At 56.0% G+C, this 24911-nt stretch carries 28 protein-coding genes; 13 read left to right on the top strand and 15 right to left on the bottom strand.

What is annotated here, in order from left to right:
• Positions 1-76: 76 nt before the first annotated feature.
• Entirely contained in the window at positions 77-382 is a 306-nt protein-coding gene (locus D8896_RS05520; protein WP_121821084.1) for a putative quinol monooxygenase, read from the top strand.
• A gap of 505 nt (positions 383-887) precedes the next feature.
• Positions 888-2537, top strand: a complete 1650-nt coding sequence (locus D8896_RS05515) for a sensor histidine kinase (protein WP_121821083.1) — start codon at positions 888-890, stop codon at positions 2535-2537.
• Positions 2538-2557: 20 nt separating this feature from the next.
• Here D8896_RS05515 and D8896_RS05510 read toward each other — a convergent pair whose 3' ends face one another.
• From D8896_RS05510 to D8896_RS05495, 4 genes are all read right to left on the bottom strand, one after another.
• Positions 2558-4264 (bottom strand): SWIM zinc finger family protein, encoded by a 1707-nt coding sequence (locus tag D8896_RS05510; protein ID WP_121821082.1) that lies wholly within the window; start codon positions 4262-4264, stop codon positions 2558-2560.
• 99 nt (positions 4265-4363) lie between these two features.
• Complete coding sequence (locus D8896_RS05505; RefSeq protein ID WP_121821081.1) at positions 4364-4831, bottom strand: DUF5793 family protein; 468 nt, start codon at positions 4829-4831, stop codon at positions 4364-4366.
• Between the two features lie 228 nt (positions 4832-5059).
• Positions 5060-5833 carry a hypothetical protein gene (locus tag D8896_RS05500; protein ID WP_205596773.1) on the bottom strand — a complete coding sequence of 258 codons (774 nt, stop codon included), beginning with the start codon at positions 5831-5833 and terminating at the stop codon, positions 5060-5062.
• 77 nt (positions 5834-5910) lie between these two features.
• Positions 5911-6321, bottom strand: a complete 411-nt coding sequence (locus D8896_RS05495) for a hypothetical protein (protein ID WP_121821079.1) — start codon at positions 6319-6321, stop codon at positions 5911-5913.
• Between the two features lie 273 nt (positions 6322-6594).
• Between D8896_RS05495 and D8896_RS05490 the strand changes: the two genes are divergently transcribed.
• The 5 genes from D8896_RS05490 to D8896_RS19830 all read left to right on the top strand — a co-directional run bounded on the left by D8896_RS05490 (position 6595) and on the right by D8896_RS19830 (position 11185).
• Positions 6595-6807 carry a hypothetical protein gene (locus D8896_RS05490; RefSeq protein ID WP_121821078.1) on the top strand — a complete coding sequence of 71 codons (213 nt, stop codon included), beginning with the start codon at positions 6595-6597 and terminating at the stop codon, positions 6805-6807.
• Between the two features lie 142 nt (positions 6808-6949).
• On the top strand, positions 6950-8377 hold the full coding sequence (locus D8896_RS05485) for a DEAD/DEAH box helicase family protein (protein WP_121821077.1): 1428 nt from the start codon (positions 6950-6952) through the stop codon (positions 8375-8377).
• Positions 8364-9710 carry a DUF790 family protein gene (locus D8896_RS05480; RefSeq protein WP_121821076.1) on the top strand — a complete coding sequence of 449 codons (1347 nt, stop codon included), beginning with the start codon at positions 8364-8366 and terminating at the stop codon, positions 9708-9710. Before D8896_RS05485 ends, D8896_RS05480 begins: the two co-directional genes overlap by 14 nt.
• A gap of 66 nt (positions 9711-9776) precedes the next feature.
• Complete coding sequence (locus D8896_RS20220; RefSeq protein WP_449404864.1) at positions 9777-9980, top strand: DUF7837 family putative zinc-binding protein; 204 nt, start codon at positions 9777-9779, stop codon at positions 9978-9980.
• 239 nt (positions 9981-10219) lie between these two features.
• Positions 10220-11185, top strand: coding sequence for a hypothetical protein (locus D8896_RS19830; RefSeq protein WP_240452000.1), 966 nt, complete (start codon positions 10220-10222; stop codon positions 11183-11185).
• Between the two features lie 228 nt (positions 11186-11413).
• On the opposite strand, the gene D8896_RS05470 is transcribed toward D8896_RS19830, so the two are convergent.
• The 4 genes from D8896_RS05470 to D8896_RS05450 form a co-directional block, all read right to left on the bottom strand.
• Positions 11414-11806 carry an NUDIX domain-containing protein gene (locus tag D8896_RS05470; RefSeq protein WP_121821075.1) on the bottom strand — a complete coding sequence of 131 codons (393 nt, stop codon included), beginning with the start codon at positions 11804-11806 and terminating at the stop codon, positions 11414-11416.
• Positions 11807-12183: 377 nt separating this feature from the next.
• On the bottom strand, positions 12184-13566 hold the full coding sequence (locus D8896_RS05460) for an ATP-binding protein (protein WP_121821073.1): 1383 nt from the start codon (positions 13564-13566) through the stop codon (positions 12184-12186).
• Between the two features lie 137 nt (positions 13567-13703).
• Complete coding sequence (locus D8896_RS05455; RefSeq protein WP_121821072.1) at positions 13704-14501, bottom strand: HNH endonuclease; 798 nt, start codon at positions 14499-14501, stop codon at positions 13704-13706.
• A 264-nt stretch (positions 14502-14765) separates the two neighbouring features.
• Positions 14766-16139: a restriction endonuclease gene (locus D8896_RS05450; protein WP_121821071.1), complete on the bottom strand. Its 1374-nt coding sequence runs from the start codon at positions 16137-16139 to the stop codon at positions 14766-14768.
• A 320-nt stretch (positions 16140-16459) separates the two neighbouring features.
• Here D8896_RS05450 and D8896_RS05445 point away from each other — a divergent pair, with 320 nt between their 5' ends.
• The gene (locus tag D8896_RS05445; protein ID WP_121821070.1) at positions 16460-16990 is read left to right on the top strand and encodes a hypothetical protein; all 531 of its coding nucleotides are present in this window, start codon (positions 16460-16462) and stop codon (positions 16988-16990) included.
• Positions 16991-17237: 247 nt separating this feature from the next.
• Positions 17238-17642 (top strand): hypothetical protein, encoded by a 405-nt coding sequence (locus D8896_RS05440; protein WP_121821069.1) that lies wholly within the window; start codon positions 17238-17240, stop codon positions 17640-17642.
• A 224-nt stretch (positions 17643-17866) separates the two neighbouring features.
• Here the strand turns inward: D8896_RS05440 and D8896_RS05435 are convergent, their stop codons facing one another.
• The gene (locus D8896_RS05435; RefSeq protein ID WP_162991467.1) at positions 17867-18646 is read right to left on the bottom strand and encodes a hypothetical protein; all 780 of its coding nucleotides are present in this window, start codon (positions 18644-18646) and stop codon (positions 17867-17869) included.
• A 53-nt stretch (positions 18647-18699) separates the two neighbouring features.
• On the opposite strand from D8896_RS05435, the gene D8896_RS05430 reads away from it, so the two are divergent.
• On the top strand, positions 18700-19329 hold the full coding sequence (locus D8896_RS05430; RefSeq protein ID WP_162991466.1) for a hypothetical protein: 630 nt from the start codon (positions 18700-18702) through the stop codon (positions 19327-19329).
• 198 nt (positions 19330-19527) lie between these two features.
• Here the strand turns inward: D8896_RS05430 and D8896_RS05425 are convergent, their stop codons facing one another.
• From D8896_RS05425 to D8896_RS05415, 3 genes are all read right to left on the bottom strand, one after another.
• The gene (locus D8896_RS05425) at positions 19528-20229 is read right to left on the bottom strand and encodes an HNH endonuclease signature motif containing protein (protein WP_162991465.1); all 702 of its coding nucleotides are present in this window, start codon (positions 20227-20229) and stop codon (positions 19528-19530) included.
• A gap of 94 nt (positions 20230-20323) precedes the next feature.
• A complete protein-coding gene (locus D8896_RS05420; protein WP_121821065.1) occupies positions 20324-20758 on the bottom strand; it encodes a hypothetical protein in 435 nt (144 codons plus the stop codon).
• Between the two features lie 119 nt (positions 20759-20877).
• Positions 20878-21111 (bottom strand): hypothetical protein, encoded by a 234-nt coding sequence (locus D8896_RS05415; protein ID WP_121821064.1) that lies wholly within the window; start codon positions 21109-21111, stop codon positions 20878-20880.
• Between the two features lie 26 nt (positions 21112-21137).
• Between D8896_RS05415 and D8896_RS19255 the strand changes: the two genes are divergently transcribed.
• Positions 21138-21278: a hypothetical protein gene (locus D8896_RS19255; protein ID WP_162991464.1), complete on the top strand. Its 141-nt coding sequence runs from the start codon at positions 21138-21140 to the stop codon at positions 21276-21278.
• Between the two features lie 160 nt (positions 21279-21438).
• On the opposite strand, the gene D8896_RS05410 is transcribed toward D8896_RS19255, so the two are convergent.
• The 3 genes from D8896_RS05410 to D8896_RS05400 form a co-directional block, all read right to left on the bottom strand.
• Positions 21439-22032: a hypothetical protein gene (locus tag D8896_RS05410; RefSeq protein ID WP_121821063.1), complete on the bottom strand. Its 594-nt coding sequence runs from the start codon at positions 22030-22032 to the stop codon at positions 21439-21441.
• Between the two features lie 5 nt (positions 22033-22037).
• Positions 22038-22910, bottom strand: coding sequence for a hypothetical protein (locus tag D8896_RS05405; protein WP_121821062.1), 873 nt, complete (start codon positions 22908-22910; stop codon positions 22038-22040).
• A 131-nt stretch (positions 22911-23041) separates the two neighbouring features.
• Complete coding sequence (locus D8896_RS05400) at positions 23042-23524, bottom strand: hypothetical protein (RefSeq protein ID WP_121821061.1); 483 nt, start codon at positions 23522-23524, stop codon at positions 23042-23044.
• Between the two features lie 160 nt (positions 23525-23684).
• Here D8896_RS05400 and D8896_RS19250 point away from each other — a divergent pair, with 160 nt between their 5' ends.
• Both D8896_RS19250 and D8896_RS19245 read left to right on the top strand, forming a co-directional pair.
• Positions 23685-23957 (top strand): hypothetical protein, encoded by a 273-nt coding sequence (locus tag D8896_RS19250; protein WP_162991463.1) that lies wholly within the window; start codon positions 23685-23687, stop codon positions 23955-23957.
• 126 nt (positions 23958-24083) lie between these two features.
• Complete coding sequence (locus D8896_RS19245) at positions 24084-24587, top strand: hypothetical protein (RefSeq protein WP_162991462.1); 504 nt, start codon at positions 24084-24086, stop codon at positions 24585-24587.
• Positions 24588-24911: the final 324 nt, after the last annotated feature.

Genomic DNA, 24911 nt, shown 5'->3' with positions numbered 1-24911 from the left:
ACCGATCGTTCTGTTGTCGGGCTCGTATTCGACATCGTGAGCCTTTTTCAGATGTCCATTCGTGGGTCGAGACGCGATGATCGTCCTACATGCTTCATTCCCAATTGATCCGGACAAGCGCGAGGAAGCACTCGACCTGATCGAGGATCTCGTCGAACAGTCTCAAGCCGAAGACGGGATGATCGACTACCGGGCGACGACCGACGTCAACGATCCGAACGTGGTGCGGTTCTTCGAGCAGTACGAGGACGAGGCCGCCTTCGAGGCACACACCCAGACCGACCACTTCCAAGAGTTCGAGGCTGCGCTCCCCGATCTGCTCGCCGGCGAACCTGAGATTCTGCGGTTCGATGTCGAGTCAGCGACCGAACTCGATCTGTGAACGAAATCTGAGAAGATTGCTTCCCTAATCACCCGGGTGGAGACACTCTCGTAGGGAGACGGATCACCGTCTGTCCTCACCACAAGTCAAAAACAAATAGGGTGATCGCTTGCTCGGTTCAGATGGAGAGCTATGGCCTCGACTAGTCTCAGTACCTCACAAAGCATCGCCAGTTAGCCTGACCTGAGCCACCTGTTCTGTTGTGATGAGTTGTCTCGGTAACGGGTGAGCAACGCTGATCAAAGACGGAACTATCGCCGTCGGCGACGGTCAGCCGACGACTGACGACCGTTCCACATCCGGTAGAGGGCGTAGACAACTGGCTTCGAATCGGATACGATCCATCCCCCACCTGAATCGTTATCAGGCTTGGACTGGTGACGACAAGTGGAGGGGTGCTACCGGTTGGCATCATCCGTCCAGTACTTCGTAGTTGAGGTCTATTCCCCCTCCAACCTCCCATCGGAGCTATTAACCGGTTTTCGCCGGTAAATACAGGTACCTGATGGTAGAGCTTCTTTCGAGTGCTGGAATTTCCTTTGTTGCGTATTTGTTGGTGTTTGGAGGTGCTGCTGTTGCCTGTTTCGTGAGTGCGACACGTCTTACTCGAATCGATGACCCCGACACGCGGCGCGGATTGGTTGCGCTTCTCCTCACCAGTAGCGGCTGGGCAACGGCGCACGTCGCGTTCCTGCTTGCCCCATCTGCATCGCTCAAGCACGCATTCTACCTGATCGGGCTCGTCGTTGGACTCAGTGCTGTCGGTGCGTGGCTGTATTTTTGCTCGGCTTACACCAACCGCTCACTGCACCGCCAGCCGATATATCGACGGGTCGCAGTTGGTGTGTTCCTCGTCATTATCGCCGTGAAACTCACGAACCCGCTTCACAATCTCTATTTCACAGCAGAGTTCGTGACGACCCCGTTTCCTCACCTCTCGGTCACCCACCAACTCGCGCACTGGCTCGTGATGGGGTTCTCGTACGCTCTCTCACTAGTTGGCTATTTTATGCTTCTCGAACACTTCACGCAGGTACAATACAAGACGACGCCAGTACTGGGGTTGGTCGGTATCACAGGTCTTCCCATCGTATTTGACATCATCGGCTTCACCACACCCTACCTGATCGACATCACTTACGAGCCAGTTGGCGTCGCTATCTTCGCTGTGGGCGTCGCGTTCGTCTACCTCGACACGTTTCAGGCGATCCAGCTCGCAGGCGGACACGATGAACCGGTCATCCTCGTGAGCGCCGACGACCGAATCCGCGACTACAACGACCGCGCAACCGACCTCTTTCCGGTACTGGCGGACAAATCAGCTCTTGGTGAGCCGCTCTGGTCAATACTTCCCACTGTTACCGAGGCGCTCGACCGTGACCGGTCGATCATCGAACGCGACCGCGATGGCGAGACGCGACACTATCGGGTTTCGGAAAACCCGTTCACTGCCCGGCAGGCAGATCTGGGTCGGTTGCTGGTATTCGCCGACATCACCGACAGAGAACGGTACCGACGGGAGTTAGAGCGGCAAAACGAGCGGCTGGAACAGTTCGCGAGTATGATCAGCCACGATCTACGGAATCCACTCAATGTGGCGATGGCTCGCGTCGAAATGGCCAACGACGAGTACGACGATGAAAATCTCGCAACAGCAGAAAACGCCTTGGATCGGATGGCACGACTGATTGAGGATGTGCTGGAACTCGCCCGTCACGGCCAACCGATAGATGACACCGAATTGGTTTCGCTGTCGACGATCGCCAGACAGTGTTGGGAGATGGTTGACGCCCCCGATGCCGAGATCATCCTTGAAGACGACCTCTCCTTCACAGCAGATGAAGCGCGTCTTCAGCAACTGTTCGAAAACCTCTTTCGCAATGCCGTCGACCACGGTGGGAGCGACGTGACGATCCGCGTCGGTGCGCTGGACGAGTCAGCAGGATTCTATGTCGAAGACGATGGCGTCGGGATTCCAGCCGAAGAACGTGATGACGTGTTCGAGACCGGATATTCGACAGCACAGGAGGGAACTGGATTTGGACTGGCGATTGTCAAAGAAATCGTCGATGCCCACGAGTGGGAGATTACACTCACGGACAGCGATTCAGAGGGAACGCGTGTGGAGATCACCGGAGTTAATCGTGCAGATTGACCCCTCATTTCCCGGTTCTATCACACCTCTCCGGTTTCGAGCGCCTCCATCTCGTCGAGGAAGGCGGGTCGATTCGAGTGGTTCTCTTTCAGGTGTGCGACGAACGCCTCGAATTCGTCGTCGAAACCCAATTCCCGCATCTCTTCGAGGTACCCCACGACCGTCTGATAGTGGTCGCGGCCCGTCGTGTCCGCGAGGAACGGTTCGAGACATTCCTCGTAGACCTCGTAGTAAGTCTCCGGGTCGTAGTCCGCGACATCATCACGGTATTCGCTCAACATCGCGAGGCCGTTATCACCGACTGCACGTTGGAATGCATCGTCGGGTTCCTCGCGAGCCGTCTCGATGACCGTCTCGAACGCGTCTGCCGTGTGCCCCTCGCGAAGATAGAGGTCGATCAAGCGATGCACGTTCGAGTCCTCGAACCGCGCTTCGAAGTCCGCAACCATCTCCTCCCACTTGTCGTCCGAGCAGCGTGACCGCAATTGTTCGTAGTACTCCCAGTCCCCTGACTGGAGAAATTGCTCCCGCAGAAGTTTCTTGTGTCGCTCCGAGTCGCGGTCGGCGTACACGTCGATCAGGAAGCGTCGAATGGCTCCGACGTTCGAGAACGTCTCTAACCCTTCCTCGGCGACCTCTATCGCTCGGTCGACATCATCCTCGTCTGCGAGTAGACGGGCATACCGCACACAGAACTCGCGAATGTCGAGATAATATTGCTCGTACACCTCCCGGAGCGCCCCGGTATCGCCGAACGCGTCCAGCACGTCCGCGTGCATTTCGATGCGTCGTTCGGCTTCGTAGCGGCGCGTATCGAACGACCCGATTCCGTCGTCGGGCTTGCTCGACTCGGGAATCTCGGTCGGGAGATCGTCTTCGAGGAGATCACGCCAGTACTGTAGATCCGCGTCGTCGGTGCAAAGCTCCCAGAGTGCGTCATCGTACTGGCCCGAGAACGTGCCGACAGCAGAATCGTCGCTTCCCCATCGTTCGAAAAGATAGTCGATGTGCTCACGTTTCTCCTCGTGGTCGAGGTCGGCCTCGCGGATGCACTCGACGAACGCATCGAGTTCCGACTCGAAGTCCTCGCCGTAGTAGTCCTGCACCATGTCCATATTCTCGATCCGCACCTCGGTCATCGCGCGATAGATGGTGGCCGCCTCCAGCGGATTGCCCTGCTCACGGTGGGTCTCCGCGAGGTCGTGAAACTCCGAGAAGTCGGGGCCCTCGTACTGGTATGTGTAGGGGCCTCGGTACTGCTGGCTCATCTCCTTCTTGTAGTCGTAGAAACTCTGCGTGTCCTGCTCCTCGAAGCGTGTCAGCAGTCGCCGGCGCAGATCGGCGTTGCGCTCGCACTCGTCAAGCAGGAACTTGCGAAGTTCCTCGGGATGTGCGTCCGAGAGGACGCGTTCGACGGCCTCACGCTCGTCTTCGAGATTTATGTCGCCCTCAGCAAGTTCCAGCAGCACCGCGATGATGTGCTTGCAGTACCCACCCCAGTCGTACGGACAGGTGCAGGTGGCGTCCACGTTTTCGGGCTCGACAGCGCCATCCACGAACTGGATCTCGACCTCGTAGGGTTCGGGTTGGGAGCCCTGCACGGCGGCGTTCACCGTCTCGTCGAAGCGGTCGATGCGCTCTATGCGCTCCTCGTCGCGGTAGTTGCGGGCGCGATCGAACACCTCGCTCGTGCAGAGGTCGCGGATCTGTTCGGTGGAGAGGTTCATATGCCAAGTCGAGGAGAAGCACGGATGCGTGCTGGGGCGGTCAGAGGCATGGTCAGTTGCGCTCGGGGGTGTGCTATGTGAACGAACGAGAGACTGATGTCATAGCTCGATACCGGTGGGAATGAGGCTGGCATCACGGAGAAGTGTCCCGCTTGCATCGTAGACGAGCAACAGATCCTTCTCGAACGTTGTGACTGTCTCGCCCTCTGCTCGAATCTCGACGCGATACCGCGCGTCGTGACTCATTTGATCCGCGGACTCGCGCACGGTCTGAACGAACTCGCGCACCAGATTGACCGCTGTCTTGACTTCGAGAACGTATCGTCCGGTGACGCGGTCGCTGAGCGCGAGTATGCCTTCAGCTGGTTCTCCACCCAACGATAGGTGACGAAACGAGACATCGATCTCTTCGACAGCGATATCATCGCGGAGTTGTTCGGACAGCCCCTGTCGCAGACGGTCGCGCGAGCCATCAAAGTGGATCTGGAGTGCCGGATGCTCCGCCGGCTCAGCGGTGGCTGGCTCCTTGACCGTCTCGGTTTCTACGTGGAACTGGTCGCGTTCCATCACTCAGGAATAGATGATAGGCTATGGGCGGTCTTGAATATTCGTGTGGGAATAGACGCCCTTAGTGGTATTTTAAACGACTCTTGCGGGTTCATTCCATCACCAATAATAAAATATACCAGTAGCTGACAGAAACAGCGTGCGAGATAGAGAGAGAATGAAGTCAGCACACTCCCGGAGTTCTATTACAAGCGGAATTAGCTGAATTAGGACGAGAATCCATAGCGGTTAATGTTCAACTCGTTCGTCAAACCTCGGAAGTACTACCCTCTTATAGAATGCAAGATACGCGATTGCGACGAACAGATATAGGCCACTGATCAACAGAGGCGACCAGTCCAGAACAAAAATCAGAAACGCGGCCCAGAACCCACCTAACACAACGCCACCAATCGAAATGATATGCAGTCCCTCCGTAGACTGAATCTGTAAGTCGTTGCCGGTTATCAGCCGAATTCCAATCATTCCGACTGTGAGAGATGCCCATGTGAGAATCGGGAGTCCGACGACTGTCCAGACGGTTGCTGGCAACTGACTAGATGAGCTAACGAGTATTGCCCATCCGAACAAACCGAGTCCGGCCCACGCAATACTCCGCAGGAGCTCTTCACGGAAGATCAGGTGGACTCGTGGATGCCGTAGGAACTCACGGAGTGGGTTGGCTGTGTCGCCCGACTCTCCATTCAATGCTTGTTTTCCCTCCGGGGAAAGTGGCCACTCAGACTCTGGATGATTGATATAATATAGTGTTAACGAGTTATCAAACGTTTCTGTTGCGATAATTCCGCGTTCTTCCAGTTCGTCCAACCGGTTGCGGACGGTGACCTTCGAAACATCTGGTTTGATCCGCTGTTGAATCTGCTGTAGTGAGAAAAATGGTCGATCAGCTCGGTACATACTCTCAATGATGTGTTGTTGCGTGAGCTTCGTATTCACCCTCCCGTCTTCCGGCAATTGCTCAGAGATCCATGGAGGGAGTGACATCTGTTGTTCACGAGCCATCAGAGAAATATGGACGTTTCGGATTGGCGGATGAATTTGCTGGACACGCTCCTGAAGTCGCCATCCCCGAGAAGGTACTACGTCGTCACTGTAGTGTCAACGGTATCTGGCCCCGCAAACCAGTACCAGAAGACGGTAATACCAGTCACTGCGACGTACGCGGCACTAATCCACAGAGCAGAATATCCACCTGCTGTGGCGAGGTACACTGCGCCGACACCGCCAAGCATAATTCCGAGAAGGAGGCTTATCGAGAGACCAACTGGCGTCTGAACCTGTAACTCTGTAGATGTCGCAAGGCGGACTGCGATTGCACCGGTCGTCAACAACGCCCACGTGAGCGCGGGCAGGCCGAAGACCGTCAGAGCCGTCGCATCTAACCACGTTATCTCTGAAATTACGAGTGGCCATCCAACAATTGCGAGACCAATCCACGCGATACTTCGCAACAGTTCCTCTCGTATGATACGCCGTCGTTGTGACTTCATATCTACAGTTCAATCAAGGAGTACTGTCCATAAAGAAATAGTGAGAATTTTGCGTCCAACTGATGTGATTTTCCGGGCGAAAAGAGAATTTTGCGTCCGCAAAGGTAGGAGATGAGAGTCTCGCTGAGCAATTTTTTGTCTCATCGAACGCTTCAATGGAGTCAATTTGACTCCTCCTACGGTGCGAGATACACAGCGCGAACCGAACAGTCATTTCAGCTCACGCAACGCTGCCCCAGTTATTTTTGCCTCTTAGAGAGATGTCTGATATAGATGGCTGAGGATTCCGACAACACTGACGGAGAACGGGTTGTCTTCGCAATGCTGGTTGGAGTGACATTCGGAGCGGCACTCGGAACGACCGTTCTCCAAAATATCACACAGGGTATTGTTGCTGGTGTCGTCGTTGGAACCATCGCTGCTCTCGTCTTCCCAGCGTGGACAGACCGGCTCTTCGAGACGGTAACAGACAAACTCGAAGAATAATCTGCTGTACTGACTGATAAGTGAGTACTCTGTACTGAACTAACCGAGGAAGCAGAGAACGGGTGTTTTGAACCGTTGAATGACACCCTTATCTCCGGTACTGATAACCGCCTCAGATGCAAAGCCTGTGTCACCACCCGAAATGCGCATCAAGTTCGACGATGGGACGCTCTTGCTCCGAGACGCCCCCGATGGTGTGCCTCACGCGGAGTGGGACGACCGCGTCGACGAATATCGCGTACAAGCCCGCCACTATCGATCGATCCGCAAATGGGCCGGTGAGTGGGATGATGCGACGGCCGAGAAAGAGCAACTAGAACTCCACCAGAGTGCGGAACAGGAGGTCGATGTCACGGACAAAGCGCGAGCCTATCCCGATCTCGCGCTCACGCCAGCCGTCCAGATCGAATCCCGGGACTATCAAAAGGCAGCTCTCGACGCGTGGCGCGACCGCGGCCGTCGAGGCAGCGTCGTGCTCCCGACCGGCAGCGGGAAGACGTTTCTCGGCATCCAAGCCATCGCGGACGCTGGCGTCGCGACGCTGGTCGTTGTGCCGACGATCGACCTGATGAATCAGTGGCACGCCACCCTTACCAACGCCTTCGGTGACCAACTCTCACAAGGCATCGGCGTCCTTGGCGGCGGCTCGCACAACGTGACGCCCATCACGGTCACCACCTACGACAGCGCCTATCGCTACATCGACGAGTACGGCGATCGGTTCGGTCTGCTCGTCGTGGACGAGGTGCATCACCTGCCAGCCCCCACCTACCAGCAGATTCCCGAAATGATGATCGCGCCGTACCGGCTGGGATTGACCGCCACCTACGAGCGGGCCGACGATAAGCACGAGGTGCTCGAAGACCTGATCGGCCCGGTCGTCTACGAGGAACAGGTGGACGATCTCGCCGGCGAATATCTCAGCGAGTACGAGACCATCCACCTCTCGGTCGATCTCACGTCCGAAGAACGCGAACGATACGACGAGGAGTACCAGATCTACCGCGACTACGTCGACAGCCACGACTTTGACCTCTGGAAGGAAACGGGCTATCAGGAGTTCCTCCAGCGCACCTCCTACGACCCGCAGGGACGACGGGCGTTGATCGCCAAGCAGCGTGCCGAGAAGATCGCCCGCACCGCGGAGAAGAAACTCGACACGCTGGACAACCTGATCAAGCGCCACCACGACGATCGCCTCATCATCTTCACCGCCAACAACGAGTTCGCCTACGACATCTCCAAGGAGTTCGTCGTCCCCTGCATCACCCACCAGACCAAGACCGACGAGCGCACGGAGATACTGGAGCGGTTCAAGACCGGCAAGTACTCGATGCTGGCGACGTCGCAGGTGCTGGACGAGGGCATCGACGTGCCGGCCGCCAACGTGGGTATCATCCTCTCGGGAAGCGCCTCCAAGCGGCAGTACGCCCAGCGGCTCGGCCGCATCCTCCGCCCGACAGAGGAACGCGAACCCGCCCGCCTGTACGAGATCATCGCCGCCGACACCAAGGAAAACTACGTCTCCCAACAGCGACGACAGGGGGTGACCGGCAGTGCTGACAGCTGATCTCGCCCGCTCGCGCACCACCGACGACGAGGTGCAACCCCTGTTCATCGATTCTAGCGAGGAGAGGTATCGAGAGACGGCCCGCGAGCTGATCGACCTGTTCGATGTACATCTGGGCGAACCGAAAGGCGACCTCGAGGACGAGATTGACGAGCTGACCGTCGCCAACACGGACTACAAGATCATCCAAGGACTGGCGAAGCTGCTGCGAGACGAGTCCGAGTTCGAGACCATGACGCCCGTCGAACCGCGAGAGATTCGCCAGCGACTCTTCGAGAAAGCCAACGAGCAGTATCCGATCGTGCGCCAACCCACGCTCGGCGAGGACACCCAGAAGTTGGAGGTGTACAGCTCCGTGGCCGACAAGCTGGGCATCTCGCTGGAGGAGTGCTACACGGGGATGTACGCGGACTTGGAGCGCAACAAGCGCCTCGTTCGATTCGGGAACCGCGTTCACGAGGAGTACGCTACCGACGAGAGCGGCTCGTCAACCACTCAGCTCACGGGCCAGTCCGACGACCGCTACCGCGAGGACGACATCACGGTCGGCTGGTTGCTCGACCGCTACAATCTCGCGCTCGCGCAGGCCGTGCTGTACGACGCCACGGAGATGCGCATCCGCGTGTGGGATCACTTCGGGACGGTGTTCAGCTACGTGAAGCTGTTCGGGCTGATGCATCGCATCTATCCCATCGACGCAGAGGGCGAGCGCGTCGCGGGGACGGATCGAGCCGACGGATACGAGGCCGTCTTGGATGGCCCGGCGTCGCTGTTCTCTCAAACGCGCAAGTACGGCATCCGGTTAGCGAATTTCCTGCCGGCGCTGCCGCTGTGTGACCGCTGGGAGATGGAGGCAGCAATTGCAGATGATGACGCAGTGAGTCGGACGCGGACGCTTGCGCTCGACCACACGGATTCGCTGTCATCGCACTACAGCACCGGCGACGAGTTCGACAGCGATGTCGAGCGGACGCTCGCTTCCAAATGGGAGCGGGCGAACACGGAGTGGGAGTTGGTGCGCGAGGATGACGTGCTGGATCTTGGCGAGGAGGTGATGCTACCGGACTTTGCGGTCGAACATCCCGACGGTCGCCGGGCTCTACTCGAAATCGTGGGGTTCTGGACGCCCGAGTATCTCGACGAGAAGCTGTCGAAGATTCGCGACGCGGATGTCGACAATCTGGTGGTGGCCGTCTCGGAGCGATTGGATTGCGCCGAGGAGGACTTCGGCGACACCGCCGACCGCGTGCTGTGGTTCAAATCCGGGATTCACGTCTACGATGTCGTCGAGTTGGTTGAGGAACACGCTGTCGAGGTCTCAGCGGCTCAGTGATCTCGGTCTCGTCTATCACTTTCACCGTGCTTCCCCGAGTGATTTACATATGGAGACTCAATATGCATGTGGAACTTGGAACCTTGTCACACGCTCCAAGTTCCCCCTTTCCCAATCCCTATGTCGAACACAGCGTCGGAACTTGGCACGTGTCCGTTCTGCGGGTCGGCTGTCCCAGCGGAAGCTGTGCTCATCGAGTACGAGGCTGAGGACGAGACACAGGTTTTCGCGGAATGCTACGAGTGTGGGGAACCGGTTCGGCCACAATAATACGAACAGCGGGCTCTGTTGAAACCCTCCACAACTGATAGGAGCGGCGTACTGAATTGGGAGGTTTGGTTCAGCATTTGTTCGTCGTTGATTTCGTGCTGTTGGAGTGCCACTTCAGCGATGAAACGATAGATACGACCGATAGACGGTCTGTATCAAGATTCCAGTAGAATGACTGAAGGATCAGTAGTAGTGATACCGAATGAGGTTATTAAACGAAGGAACAGCTATTCGATATTATGACAGTAAGTAGTAGTCAAATAAAGGATCTACATAAGCTAACCGAGTACGAACGGTGGTCACTAACCCGTTTAGCGGAGTTGTCGGGGAATATTGATCTAGAGAGATATACGGTTGATACTTTGGTTGAGAAGCCAATAGACCGAGAAGTTGCATTAGACGGAAACCGAACTGCCTACCTGAGGGCAACCAGTTCCATCGGAGGTAGCGGAGTCAACCAAGTAATTAGTGACATTACTCCGCTCATATTCGCCAGCAGTTACAAATGCCTTGATCTCTTTGTTGAATGGTTTCTGAAGATTAACGGAAGAAGTTCCTCGGGTGCTTCTGATGATTGGCGATTCTCTGAGAAAATCTCTGAGATGGAAACGCTTGATTTCGATGACACTCCTAATGTCCCCGCAATCTTTCAAACTGACGAACGAATACTTGAGGCAATCTCAAACCTGTATATAGAACTCGAAGAATATCGACACTCGATTATTCACGATATGGATTTCAAGTTGAATGACTCTAAATTAATCGTAGAAGACGGGTCAGGTGGCTCCTATGTGTTCGGAGGTGAAGAGCTATTCTCGTTCGCTGGTATAATCTCCGTTTCTATCGAAGCGATAATTTCGGACACCCACGATTACGTTACGAAGCGCCAGTTGACAACGATGTTGGATAATTTAGCCGATATTCACAACGTTCCTCGTTTTGACCTGACAGGCCATGAAGCTCCTATCATCCGTTCACCAATGGAGCCAGCCGAAAAGGATCCATACAGGTGGGAGCCTTTAACAGAAGAAATCTTACAAATCTCCCCCGTCGCAGAAGGTGGCGAGAACTTCTGGCTGAATCTTGTCGGGCTTCATAACGGGGATGTTGTGAGTGAATGGATAATTCCCGGCGATGAGATAATGGAGTCTCTGGAACCGGGATTCTATGTGTCTTCCGGTGATTTCCGACAATATTCTGTTTAGTACTATTTAAATGATGAACTGTTATAAACGGACGATAGACGGTCTCTATCGGAAATCGAGGTTTATTGACTGTAGCTGTTTGTACAGCTGGCCTCAGTTGCGACAGTTAGATCGAACGTTATGCAGGATCTCGCCCTCTATTCAGCAGGACTGCTGATATCTATCACATATTGATGGTTTTAACGAGACCGAACAGCGAGTTCTCGTTTTGACTCATTGATGTGCCTGTCAGTCAAGGAGCGCGTCAGTGACGATCTGCTCGTGGTCGAAGCCCATCTCCGGCAGAGCGGCCGGGTCGAACGTCCCCACCTGCCGTGCTTCCTCACGCGGCGTCGGTGTGTCGTCGGAGACAGGCGTACATCGGTACGCCGCGCTGACGTTTCCCCGCTCGTCCCGATCCGGATCGTCGTAGAGTCCGACGAAGGCCTCAACCGCAACATCGAGACCGACCTCCTCGTTCACCTCACGGACACAGGCCTCTCGTGCGGTTTCGTCAGGTTCGACAAGACCGCCCGGAAGAACCCAGCTGCCCTCGAAGGGTGAGTGTGCCCGTTCGAGAAGCACCACCTCTCCGTCGAGCACGATCACCGCGTCGGTCGCGAGTGCTCGAACCTCGACCATACGGGACACTTAAGTCACCGATCATAATGAGCGGTCGGGTGCGCTGTCGAATGTCTCGTCGTCGCACGTCTCACGCGTCGTGGCGGTGCGTACACCGCCGCAGAGTAAGTAATCGAAAATACCCCGGCAGATACTTCTCACCGACTAACTCATATTCTCCATATAGTTCCCGTGTCGATAAGGTGAGAATGAGATGAGCCTCATAACCGCGTACAACGGTTTGCTGGTTCGCGTCGGCCTGTATCTGCTCGTATTTTGGCCGACCGTCGGGTACTACGTGTATTCTGATTCGGAGAAACGGGGATTCTCCAGTCCGCGATTCCGTGGTGTCATCTTCGGATTCTTGGGCATCCTCGGGTTGCTCATCCACTTGTATATCAGAACGCGGTGACGATGTCTTCGGTCGAGAATAGACGGAGGTCGTCGCGCTCTTCTGCGGCCTCGATCAGGCTCCGGTTGAAGCCACTCCGGGAGAACAAGCAGAACTCGTGAGTGACGTCTCCCCCACCCTGCGGCGTCCAACGGATGTCTTCCACGTCGCGTTCGAGATCGTGCAGCACGTCGTACCCCATCGGCTGGCTGGTGAACTTACACTCGCCGGCGACCATCGTCTCGCCGGTTGTCAGTCCGACCACGTCGACCTCCTGCTCCTGATACCACCAGCCACCGACGCGATCGAACGTGTACTCGTCGTAGAGATTGTACACGGCGGTTCGACACAATTCCTCGAATTTCGGACTGATCGCGTCGGCGAGGTGTGGTTCGATCAACTCCTCATAGGCGTCGGTGCCTGCCCGGTCGTACTTATCGCCCTGCCCGTAGACGAATCGGAACCAAAACCGAAACAACGCATCCTTCAACACGTACTGCCCGCGTCGAGATTGCGCGGGGTTCTCGGTCACCGGCACCTCCCGGTCGACGATCTCCAAGTCCTGCAGGTTCTTCAAGTAGTGGCTGATCTGGTCGGAGTCGATGCCAGCTGCCTGTGCGATCTCGTTCGGAGTCTCGTTCCCGGCGGCGATCGTCTTCAGGATCGAAAAGTAACGGTTCGGGTTCTCCAGCTCGGTGCGCAGCACGTACTCGGGTTCGTCGTGGAGGAACCCACGCTTCGAGAGGACGGCATTCCGGATGTTCTCCTCCAGTGGTCGGTCGTCGTCAACGGCCTGCAGGTAGTGCGGCGTCCCGCCGAAGACGCCCCACGCCAGCACTGTCTCCTCGGGATCGTAGTCAGGGAAGAACTCCGTGGCAGCGTCGAACGACAGCTCCTCAAGCTGGAGGCGCATATCGAACCGGCCGTGAAGCGGGCTTCCGCCGCTCATCACCTTCTCCTTCATCATGCTGATCGACGAGCCGACGAGCACCAGCGTGGCACTCGTGCCCTCGACCTCGTGATCCCACAGTCGCTGGATGACCGATGGAAGGCTCTCGTCGCTCTCGATCAGGAACGGGAACTCGTCGAGGACGATCAGCGCGTCTTGCTCGATCAGATAGCCGAGGACATCCTCCCACTCGCGGCGGATTCGCTCGATACCCGGAAAGGTTCGTGCGGCCTCTGCCACGAAATCGTCGAGTTGCACCTGCTTCGTTGTCTCCGTGGCTTGGTAGTAGACGACGTCATCCCTGTCGCGGATGGAGTGTTCGACCAGTTCCGTCTTCCCGACACGCCGGCGGCCCCAGACGGTGATCAGCGAGGGCTCGTCGGTAACGTACCGCTCTTGGAGGGCCGCAATGTCCGCATCGCGGTCGACGAACGCGTCCATATGCCCACAGTCCGGGGCCATCGCAATAACAGCGTCGGATAAGGTAGATTGAAATAGGGTATTTTATAGTACCTTATTTTGACGTACCTTAATAAGATCACAGGCTAAGACAGATCGAAGGGATTCCCAGCACCGATCTACTCTTTTTTCTCAACTATTGAGTCCAAATTCCCTGACATTTTTGTCAATAAGTCTGCAGACTCAGTTAGATAGTCACTCAAGTCATTAACTAAAGGATCAGCATCAAATCTCCCATCTTCTCGATATTCCACCTCAGAGGTATCGAGCTCTGCTCCACACTCCGAGCATATCTCATCACTTCTATCTATCTCTTCAAAACATATATGGCACCTTCCTGAGTGATTGAAGCAGGATTCCGCTCTCTGAACACATTCCACAAAATTCTCAGATAACTCCTCTGCAGTACGAACCAATTGATTATATTCAGAGGATATTTCTTCAGGGACGGAACTGGTGTCTAATTTCTTCGCGTTCTCAATTACGCCCTTAACACGATCATTTCCTAGTCGAATATCTCTTCGAGATTCCAAGTAGGTCTCAGCATCAGGTGCTCGCTTACCCCCCATAACACCTACAATATGTTGTACGAATTCATCGAGGGTTCCAAGAAGATCTTTTTGCTCACGGAGGATAGAAATACTGAGCTGTCCAATCTTGTCCATTTGGTCTAACTGCTCTCTTGGACTCGGAGCGATAAAGTCTCCATGTATCGCTTTATGACAGTCACGGCAGACAGTTACCAAATTATTCAGATGATGGCTACCTCCACGGGATTTTGGAACAATATGATGTGCATGTAACTCTGTATCGCCATTCTGACCTCCTTTAGCACCGCAGTGCTGACAGGTATATCCATCACGTCTATAGACCTTTTTTCGCCGTGAATCCCAATCAGACGGAAGCCGATCCGACATACACCAGCCTATATCATCTTAGCGAATAATGCTACTGGATAACCGATATTCTGGACTCCTCTCTTGATACTTGAAGTAGAAATTCAATATCTTGCTGACTGGAAGGACACAGTTCAGGTAGTTGGGGATAGGGTATTTTGTAATACCATATTTCAAACCACCCTATTTTGCCGAGTCACTCTCCAAAGGGATCAGCTCACAGAGGATTCAAAAGCAAACGACACACCTGAAGGGGATCGAATTGCGATGGAGATTCTCCCTCAGTCAGATGATGCCTGCACTGACGAGACCGAATATGAGCGCAAGAAGTAGCGACACCAGTACACCGGCGACCAACGGCGGATTTTCGCGTGCCTTCTCGTGAAGCGGCATTTCCTCGTACTCGGCACGGAACGTCTCCAGATTCTCCTCGTCGTAGAAGTACTTCGTCTTGAGCGTGAATCGCTCGGTGACGGCACAGCCCGTGCAGACGGGCGCCTGTTCCAGCCGCTCCGTCTTGATGTGGTCGGGACAACTGATGCTCCCGCAGTTGGTACAGAACGTGTAGTCAGTATCCTGTCCGGCCGTCTCGCAGTGGACACACCGATGGATGCCATCCTCAACTGTCACGCGTGACGGGCCGGCGGCGTAGTACTCGTAGGGGTACTCGTACTGCTGGAGATGTGTGGTCTGGCGGATCTCCGGCAAGTAGATCGGGGTGATCGACTGCACGGAGATGTCCGACTGATTCGGCTCGCACGTCTTGGTGTAGGTGACGTTGTTGTCGCCGGTGTAGGAGACCGTCGTGGTGTGACGCTCCCGCAGTCGGTCGACAGCCCAGTCCTTGTACTCCGTCTCCGTCTGGCCGAACCGATGAACGTCGATGGTATCGAACACATCGGCGAATTCCTCTTCGTCCAACTCGGTCGTCTGGCGTCTGTTCTCCTCAATGAGCCTACGAACCGCCCCTTCCATTATGTCGGGCCGTCCCCGCCGAGCGTGGACGACGAACCGATCGGTCTCGTCGATGCGGTGGATAACGCCGACCGACGTTTCGAACACAGCATCGACATCTGCCGTGATCAGGACGACCGGCTGGAATTCCGCCCGTGCTTGGGGCGTCGGTATCTCACCCGCGTCGATGTTGTCGATGTCGCGGAAGGCCTCGCGCACGGGAGCATCGACACCGCTGGTGGGATCGAACGGGCGCAGAGTCTCGTCACAGATGATCTCGATGCGGCCGTTGTAGAGATCAAGGCCGATCTCGTCGGCGATCTCTCGCAGGTCGGTGCCGTCGATGAGTTCGATGGGATGGGGGTCGCCGGCCTCGCGGAGGTTCGTCGCATACTCCCGCGCCGGAGCAGTGAATCGCCCCGTCGTCACGACCATACCGCGCTTGGGGCCGTCGAAGTCGAACGTCGACACCGCCGAGTGGAGTTTCTGCACCACGGGCCGGCCGACCGAACCGGTGTGCTTGCACTCCACGACGACTGCGCGACGCGTTCCGTCGACGACCTCTTCCATAAGGATATCCCGTCCCTTGTCGGCTGTACGTTCGGCCTGTCGAACGTTCTCGTAGCCGAGATTGCGGAAAACATCCTCCATCAAATCCTCAAACTCGAAGCCGGAGAGGTCGTCTAATAGTTCCGCGTCGCTCATCACTTACAATCGTAGTACGTATCAGGTATATGGATTTGCTTGTGGGTGTGGGTATCATAGAACGTTCCCACGGCCAAGCAGGATTCGCTCATACCCGCGCTTAGGGCATAGTTAGTGGCTGTTCGCTATGTTCAATCGTATTTCCCGATGTCCTCTACGGTATTTCGAATACTCTCTTCGACACCTTCGCAAAAGTCCCGTTCTATCTATTCCGCTATTTTAGCCGCGCTCGCGTCCTTGTCAGGCCGCTCAACCATACGAGAGGGTGTGTGGACAAAGAGGTGGTGGATACTTATTCCGACTATGGGTAAGTAGATAATATGGACACTGATGATATTCGGAGTTGGAGCGAAAGGTATGATGAGGCCTATGACGAGGATCTTCAGGCAATCGAGGAGCGCATACATAAGGTACTGATAGACCAGTCGTCTCTGACTCGAGACCAACTACAAGAGGTAGTTCAGTGGAAACTGAACGGTATGCCGGGACGAAGGGGTGGTAACGTTGAGAGGGTCAGTACTGTTCCCGATGAGTTCGTTCAGCGTGTAACCGAGGCCGCATTACTGATTGATGACCCGACAACACAGTTGAAGACCCTGAAATCAATACCGGGTATCGGGCCAGCGACGGCGACTGTGGTACTGACTTTCTATGATCCCGAGAATTACGGTATTGGTGACCGGTACATCCTTGACGAGTTCTTCGGAGAAGACAGGACAATAAGAGTCACCGATTATCCCAAGATTCTGGCAGAACTCCGCGATCGAAATCCCGGCGACTTTGACCTTCGTACTGTCGAGAAGGCATACTATCAGAAATACCGCGTGGAGAACGGTGTAGGAGACTGGTAAACTCAGTGCTTGTACTTACCGAAGTCACTCATCACATTGAGGTGATTTTTCCATCCTCTGATTCAGAGTGCAACCGTATTTCAGTACTATAGTACTGTCAGAGACAATTCGGTTACAAGAACCGTACTGAGTTCCGTAACAAGAGTTCCCTAGCACTCTCAATGACTAACTGTACTGTAAATGCTGATGCGCGACCATTCGCTCTGATGATAGCAATCAAATACTGTGCTGAGGAATCTTAGTCAAGATGCTTCCCGATGATCTTCCTGTCGATCCTGACCAGTTGCTGACATGGCAGACGGAGTGTTGGCAGTGTGGCGAGGATACTCCTGTTGTTTGGCCGCGGCATGATCATCTCGATACACCAATTGGAGATATCCTTGCGAATTACGACACCCCTGTCGAACGTGTCTACAGCAACACCCTCGAAAAAGAGGTGTGGGGAAACGTCTGCCAGCACTGCGATTCCTATCAGGGCAACCACTACATTCGCAGGGAAGCGATCGAGATCGATCCACCCGTGGTCGAGTGTCCAAACTGTGGCGAGGAACACGAGTGGCGACCTGACGAGGGGCTCGGCGGTGCCTTCGGACAGGGGTGGGTGACCTGTCCGGAGTACGGTGACGTCCCCGTTGGCGATCCCCGCGAGTAGTGATCCGTCATCGAGGCAGATTTTCCACGATGTTCATATCAGTGACCGCTCACGTCAACCCGTACGCGAACACCAGCGGGACGATACTCGGCCCCATCCCACTCTGTCCATGGTGGAACGAGCCGGGACTGATTTTCACTCACTTCAATTTCTCGTCCGGTTCCGGTCGTCGAGCGATTGATGTTCTAGAATACCCCCGGTTGTTCTGCCTCGAAACCGGTTCCTCACCAACGAACTGTTTCGAGGTCAATCAAGAGCCTTCTCCAAGAACTGGCTGAAGGCGTCCACGTCTTGGTATATCTACGTGTCGAACGCGTCTCAACATCGAACCTGTGCAGCATCCCGGCGAAGAACTGATCGGTCACAACGATGTCGGCGAACGGTGTGGCCACGGACAGTTGGCTGATGTCAAGCACGTCGTTGAACTCGGGCTCCCTATCCGTGTGTGCGTCCACGGCGAAGTGCAGGGTGGAGTAGGTGTAGAACGCGGGGAACCGTCTGAAAAACGCCTCAAAGGACAGCTGACGTGGGTCGTACCATATCGCCCAAAGCGGGTTCAGGCCCAGACCGCGACAGTATCCTCTGACCCCCGGCATCAGCGTGTCGATGAACACATCGGACAGGTACAGGCTTCTCTCCTCTAGATCCTCCAGTTCCAACTTCTCACCGACCTCTTGGACTTTCTCACGATACCGGTCTTCGTACTCTCGCTTGTGCTCTGGAGACACCTCGGGCGCGTCTTCGGTCAGCCGGGCGTGAAGCAGTCTCCGATTCGTCTCCCCCTCCCTGATGACCTCGGTGAACTCATCCATCACCTCCTCGGGCACACCTTCCTCGGACTCTATCCTCCACTCGCCGACGGCGAACGCCGTCCCCTTGCCGAACACGTACGACTTGGAGTCCAGCTCGGGGAGCAGATTGTGTCGCTCACAGATGCAGCTCCTCGCCTCGTGGTCGAAGACGTAGGGATAGTTCCTGATCGAGTGGTTTCTCGACAAGTCCATCATCGACTTTACACAAATGGAACCACAACAATCGCGCGAGTATGTCCACCGGTATGGACACGCTTGCCGCGAATATCCGCCAGAAGATGCGGCGGGAGTACGACTGGATAGTGGAGACCGAAGCGGAGGACAATGCGGTATGGGTGAAACTAAGGTGGATCGAGGGGTTCGGAGAGGGAGACATACCGCCAACCTACAGCGTGGAGGAATTGCGCAACTGGCTGAAGTCGGACATCACTCACGAATTCGGCCTCGAATACGACTTAGAAGAACTGGACGAGCCGGACGAGTTGCGAGTGATCCCCATCGATGACTTCGAGGAAATTCGAGATGAGTTGCTCGAAGAGGGCAGGGAGCGCGTTGAGAAAAACTGGGATAACGAAGAGGACATCGAACGTGCGCACGAGATCATCGACTCGGTTGAGCGGTCTGGGGTCGAATTCTCGCGAATTGGCACGATGGATCTAGTACACAAGCAATTGAAACTCGACGGATACAAGAGCGAGATCGAGGCGGAGCAGGTGATTGACTCGGTGATGGATTTTCTCGATGACGATGTGGTGGAGGAGACGAAGGTCACAGAGAGGAACGGGATTCGCAATTGGGTAGATAAGGAGGCTTACTCGGCCTCGTTCATTCTCGGGAAGGGCAGTATGGCCCGCGAGAACATTTTCGACGAGTAGCCCGTCCAGCACTTACCAGACGTCGCGCGATCGCGTGCTCGCCCGCGACATGTGTGCGTGACGCGCCCATGCATAGCCCCCCTGTTACCCCCTCCCCCTCTAGCCCCCTTCACGCGCATCTTGGATCTAGACTTCGTGCGCCGCGCCGACTGCACCCGGGGCACACCCGGACGCGGATTGATTACCTTCCTAGATCCTCTACAGAGAGTCGATGATCTCGGATTCGCGCCGACTGCCCTCGACCTGATGGTATTGGAGAGCGGTTCGGGTGATGTGGGCGGCCGTCGTTGACGCCGCAATCACCTCTTCTTCCGTCCAATCCGAGGACTGTCGGTACATCGGTTCGCCGTTCCACTCCTGTCGATAGAGTGCGGATATCCGCCCCAGCAAGTCCTTGAGGTCGTCGAAGCTCACGACGACGGGATACATCCCGAATTCGTCTTCTTTCCCCGGGTAGGTTCGGCTGGGCTGCCAGTCCATCACGTCCCTCAGTATCTCCAGATCGTCCTCCTCCACATGCACGAGCAGCATCTCAGGTTGAAGCTCTGACAGCATCTCTTCGACCTGTTCCGTCGACAGTTCGGGTGTGTCGCCGTCGCCCTGTTCGTGTTCCTGCTTCCACTCTCGGAGCAGTTCTGTGGGATATTGATTGGGCGACTCGTCCACTATCCGGTGATGCGTGGGGCAGAGCAGGATGAGGTTGGAGTATGCGTTGCGCTCGTCGTCGGACATCTCGGGATCGTATCGCGGGCCGTCGGGGTTCCGTGCCTTGATGTGGCACATCTCCCCCACGATGCTGTCGCTGTCGAAGTCGATCAGCTCGTGGTCGCATTCAGGGTGGGCACACTCGTTCCCTGCCGCGTTCCAGAGCTTCTTTGCCGTTCTTGTGGAGATGCTCATTTGATATTCAGGGAGTTGTTCCGGTGTTGCGGTTGACAGCATATAATTCGGGGTCACGCTCTCGGACGCGGAAAAATAAGGAAGGGGTCGGAGGTCAGTCGAAGAGGCCGGCCATATCGTCGTGGACGATGCGGCTGGACTCCCAGTCCGCCACGTCGGTCAACGCCCGCTTCACCGCGTTGTCGATGTCGACGTAGACCGCGCTGCCGTACGCGTCGGCGGGGAACGATTGCTCGACGGCCATCACGCCATCGCGCGGGTGGGCGTCGAGTCGGACGGGCATCTCACCGCCGTCCGCCTCTATCTCAATCGTCGCGGACGACCACAGGTCGGTCAGCCACACGAAGTTGGCGACCGACAGGTTGCCGCTGTCAGGCCCATACTTCTCAACGCCGTGTTCCTCGACGAATACCTCGTCCAACCGCTCTCGAATCTCGCTGTACCCCATCACATCGTCGGATAAATCTCGATCGTCAACGAAGTCGTCCGGGATATCGTTGCTGTCGGACATGGTTGCGACTGCATCCATCCGGATCGTCTACGGGCATCCAAGTCATATTTGTATTTTGGGACGTTAGGAACTTAACCGCACTGTATCGGGAGGTATTGATATAGTACGAAAATAGGAAAGTTTAGTCGAAAATAGCGTCACGCGATGACGTGAACCTTCGCCCGGTCGTCGACGCTTTCCGTGAAGTCGCTCAACCGCGTTTGCCCTTCGGCCAGCCGTCGATCAAGCACCGCCCCATCGACCTGTTTGCGGGCGTACTCGACCGCGTGCCCAGTCAGAGGCTCGGGACGCGGTGCCCAAGCCCCATCGTGCCAGCCGAAGCGGTACTCTCGGACGCGGCTGTGTCGCGGTGCGGTCTTCACGATGAGCATGTCCGTGGCCGAACTACTCGTCGCTGATGCTGTACTATCCACATAGTGGAGACCTGATCTTCCCGGAGTGTGGTTGTTGGCTACTGCAGGAGATATCGGATGCCATCGAGAAGGTGGCCGATGTGCTGGATGCAGACGTTGAGACGTACGTGGACGAAGTGGATTGACTCGGGGCTGATTTTCACCCACTTCAATCACTCGCCGGTTTTCGCTCGTCAAGCGACTCTTGCACCGAATTACCCCCGGTTGTTCCGATGTGAGTCTCATCCTTACCAACGAGTTTCGTGATAGACTCTCTGAGGAGAGTAAAAGCCAACCGTGGATTGACTACTCTTTCTCCTTCTCCAACTCGGCCAACTGCTCCCGGACTCGATGCAATTCCTCTTTGCTGAGCTCCTCATCTGGGATGTCCTGCTCAATCTCCTCCTGTTCTATCTCTGCCTCAACCTGTTGCTTGACAAACTCGCCGCGCTGGAGTGCATACCGACTGATGAGTCCAACCAAGTCGAGCAGGGCGAACAGCATGTAGACGAACACCGCGATGAGGATCAGCATCGCCAACCGGTGGTACTCGACCTGAAGTGCGAGGGTGAACAGCAGGACGACGACAGGAAGACCGAGATTGTACTGGAAGGTTGTGACGATGTTCTCAAACTCGCCCACGTCCTGCCACGCGTAGAGGAAGAGACGGTCGGTGAACGAGGTGATGATGGTCAGGCCGGTGAGGACGATGGCGAACAGGGTAGCCGAGACTGTGGCGAACGAGGAGAGGATGCCGGCGGCAGTTGCTTCAGAGATGCCGCCGCCGGTGTAGATGTAGACGGCGGAGAACGCCACGACTCCCGCCAAGGTGTCGTAGCTGAGGATGAGGTTTCGCGCCCCCAGTTTTCGGAGACGCGTGATGAAGCTCGAATCGTACATCTGTATCAGTTCTCCAATCGGTCGAGGGCGTCGCGGATTTCATCCAAGAGCATCTGCCTACTATAGTCATCATCGCTGGGCATATCCACTTCGGATTCGATCTGCTTGTCCTCGGTCGTCACTCGGACTTCCTCCCCCTCGTCGTCTTCTCCTGTGACTGTGGCAGAGCCGTAACCCTCCTCTGCAAGGCTCAAGCCACCGTCGAGCAGCGGTTCCTCTTCGAGACGAATGCCTTCCTCGTCCTCGTCGTCCTCGTTCATCCCATCCAGCAGGAGCCGGTCGATGCCGCCATTCTGAAGGAACTCGTCCATCGGGCGGGAACGGTCGGTACTGTCGGGGTTTGTTGGTCGCAGCTTGGAAAACCGCACTCGGGTGATCTTGGTGAAGCGGTGAATCTCTTCTCTGACCTCTTCCTTGTCCACCAACGGGGAGATCGACACCTCTTCCTCACCCTCGTAGTACGAGTTGAACGCAGCTTCGAGAATCCGGTATGGTGCCTTCTCACCCACGTCCCTCCTGTACTCGTATGCCATCACGGAGACGGAGAGATCGATAACAAAGAAGGAAACGTCGGTGTCTTCGCGTTCCACCTCGACGAATCCCTGCTTGTCCTCATCCACCTGCCTACTCGTCTCCTCTTTCAGTTTCCCGATTCGCCCGGCGATGTAGTTCTCACCGACCTCCACGTCACCGAAGTACCAGTCCCCAAGCGTGGTCTTCCCTGACATGTCCGTGTCAGCGAGAAGCTTGTTCACGTCGGTCTCGAAGTCGATGACCTCACGCAGCGCGGCCTTTCGCCTCTCGATGGCATCGCGCTGGTCAGAGTAATGTGAGAGTTTTCGCTCGAAGCTGAGCCGAGCGAACCGGATCGTCCTCATGGATGATTTATACTGTTAAGGTGACTCTTATCATACTTTGGTTTATATTGGATGAAATCTGTCCGTCGAGCGGCTGCTGTTCTGGAAAACCCCCGGCTGTTCCGGTGCGAAACCCGTTCCTTACCAACGACTCACTCGACGTGTTCCGGGAATATGTCGATCAGCAACCATTGCAACAGCCCGTACACGTCCTGCGATTCGGTCGTCTGCAAGGTCACGAGACGCTGACTTTGCGTCTCTGCCGGTGCGGACACCGTGACCGGCATCGGCCGGTCGAAAGAAGACTCGAACTCGTACTCGCCCTCGAAGTCCTCGTCGAACGCTCCGCGGTCGAGGCTGATGAACGCCTGAGTCCGCCCCTGTATCCGTCCAGACCAGTACTTTTTCAACGTGTTCCACAGTCCGTCCTCCTCCTTGACGCTGATGTAGACGACCTCAAAGCCGTTGATGCGGCGGTCGGGGTTGGTCTGCTGTATCGACTCCATGGCCCGTCGCCTGACCTCGAATCTGTCCGGTATGCCCTGCCGGCGAAGCGATAGTGCGGCCATCGCGATGGAAATCGTGGAGAGAACCGTGGCGACGAGGGATAGAGCGGTCGGAGATAGTGGGTTCATGTCTGTGCCGTCAAACCTCGCCGCCAAATTCCTTCTGACGAGGATCTAGTGTCGGATTGATTGACCGGGTGCTCACTTACCAACGAGTGAACGACAATAAGTGAGCGGAGTCTGGACGGTCGGATATGGACATCAGCACGCTCGAAGTGGGCGACGAAGTGTGGATGAAGGCAGAGGACTCGCTCTACGGCTAGATCGAGGTACCGTCGTCGGCAAGCAAGAGCACAAGGAGGAGACAATCGTGGACGTTCAGACAACCGGCGAACACGGTGATGGGCCTGTCGTATCCAAGGATAACTCCCTGATCGACTTGATCGAGGTTCGGCAGCACGAGGACGGTGACAACAGCATCTACGCGGTCGGACTGACGGTGAACGAGAACACCGAGGAGATCGGCGATCTGAAGCAGATAAGCGTCCACGACTCGGAGTGAAGGCGAGCCAGTTGGCTTTCTATCATAGGAATGCTTACATTTAGTGTGTTGGTCGCCGATCTCTCCTGTTGTCTTACCAACGATGAAACGGCGCGAGTACCTGCAACTGGTTGGGGGCAAATCCGCATGAGTTGGAGTCCCGACGAGGGGCGCAAGCGCATCGATGAACTGCGTGATATGCTTGAAGAGATACTCGAAGAGGGCGACAGCGGGCGAGGCCCTCCCCTCTCCGCTAGCATCGACGCTGCTCACGCTCTTGAGGGACTCGACCGAGCTGAAGACGCACTTGAGGCGTGGGATGGGTGGGAGCCGACGGAGCGGCAGCGAGGCCGGCATATATCAGGGAGTAGCGGACGTCCTCGAGATATGCCCGATGATGATAACCTCGACCACGACCATGATCTCGGACTCACGTTGGAAATCCTTCGACGCAATCTCTTCGAATACGAGAACGCTGACGATGAGATGGAGCGGAAGAAATCGATGCAGAACTACCTCGCATCGGTCAACACGCTCGTCGCCCACTCGCATCACCTTGCAGGAGAGGAGTTGGACGAGGAGATGGAGTGGTTGACTGAACAGAAGCGACAGGAGTTGCGCGAGTTGCTTGACGAGATCGAGGGCGAGTAGATGGAGTCTGTTGTCGATCTCCTCTCTGTGTGGTTGTCGTGCCCATCCTGTGGGAGTGGTGACGTAACTATCAGCATCAGCTTTCCCGGGACGGGCGTCAGCGTCGGCTGCGACGACTGCAGGCGGCGCGACTACATCGATGGCGACAGTGGTGTTCAACGTGGGCAGCCAGCTGACCACCACTCCACCAGCGACGAGTAGACGTGGACGGCTGGGTTTGGCGACTTACCAACGAGTTCTGTTCGTCGAGCGGCTCACGTCGAGAGCAACCCCACCCCCTGTTCGCTTCAGCAGCGAGGGCAGGTGACGATTTCTCGTAATTAT

Origin of the sequence: Halostella salina (assembly GCF_003675855.1) — an archaeon.
Taxonomy (GTDB): domain Archaea; phylum Halobacteriota; class Halobacteria; order Halobacteriales; family Natronoarchaeaceae; genus Halostella; species Halostella salina.
This window is presented reverse-complemented; position numbering and strand designations above follow the sequence as displayed.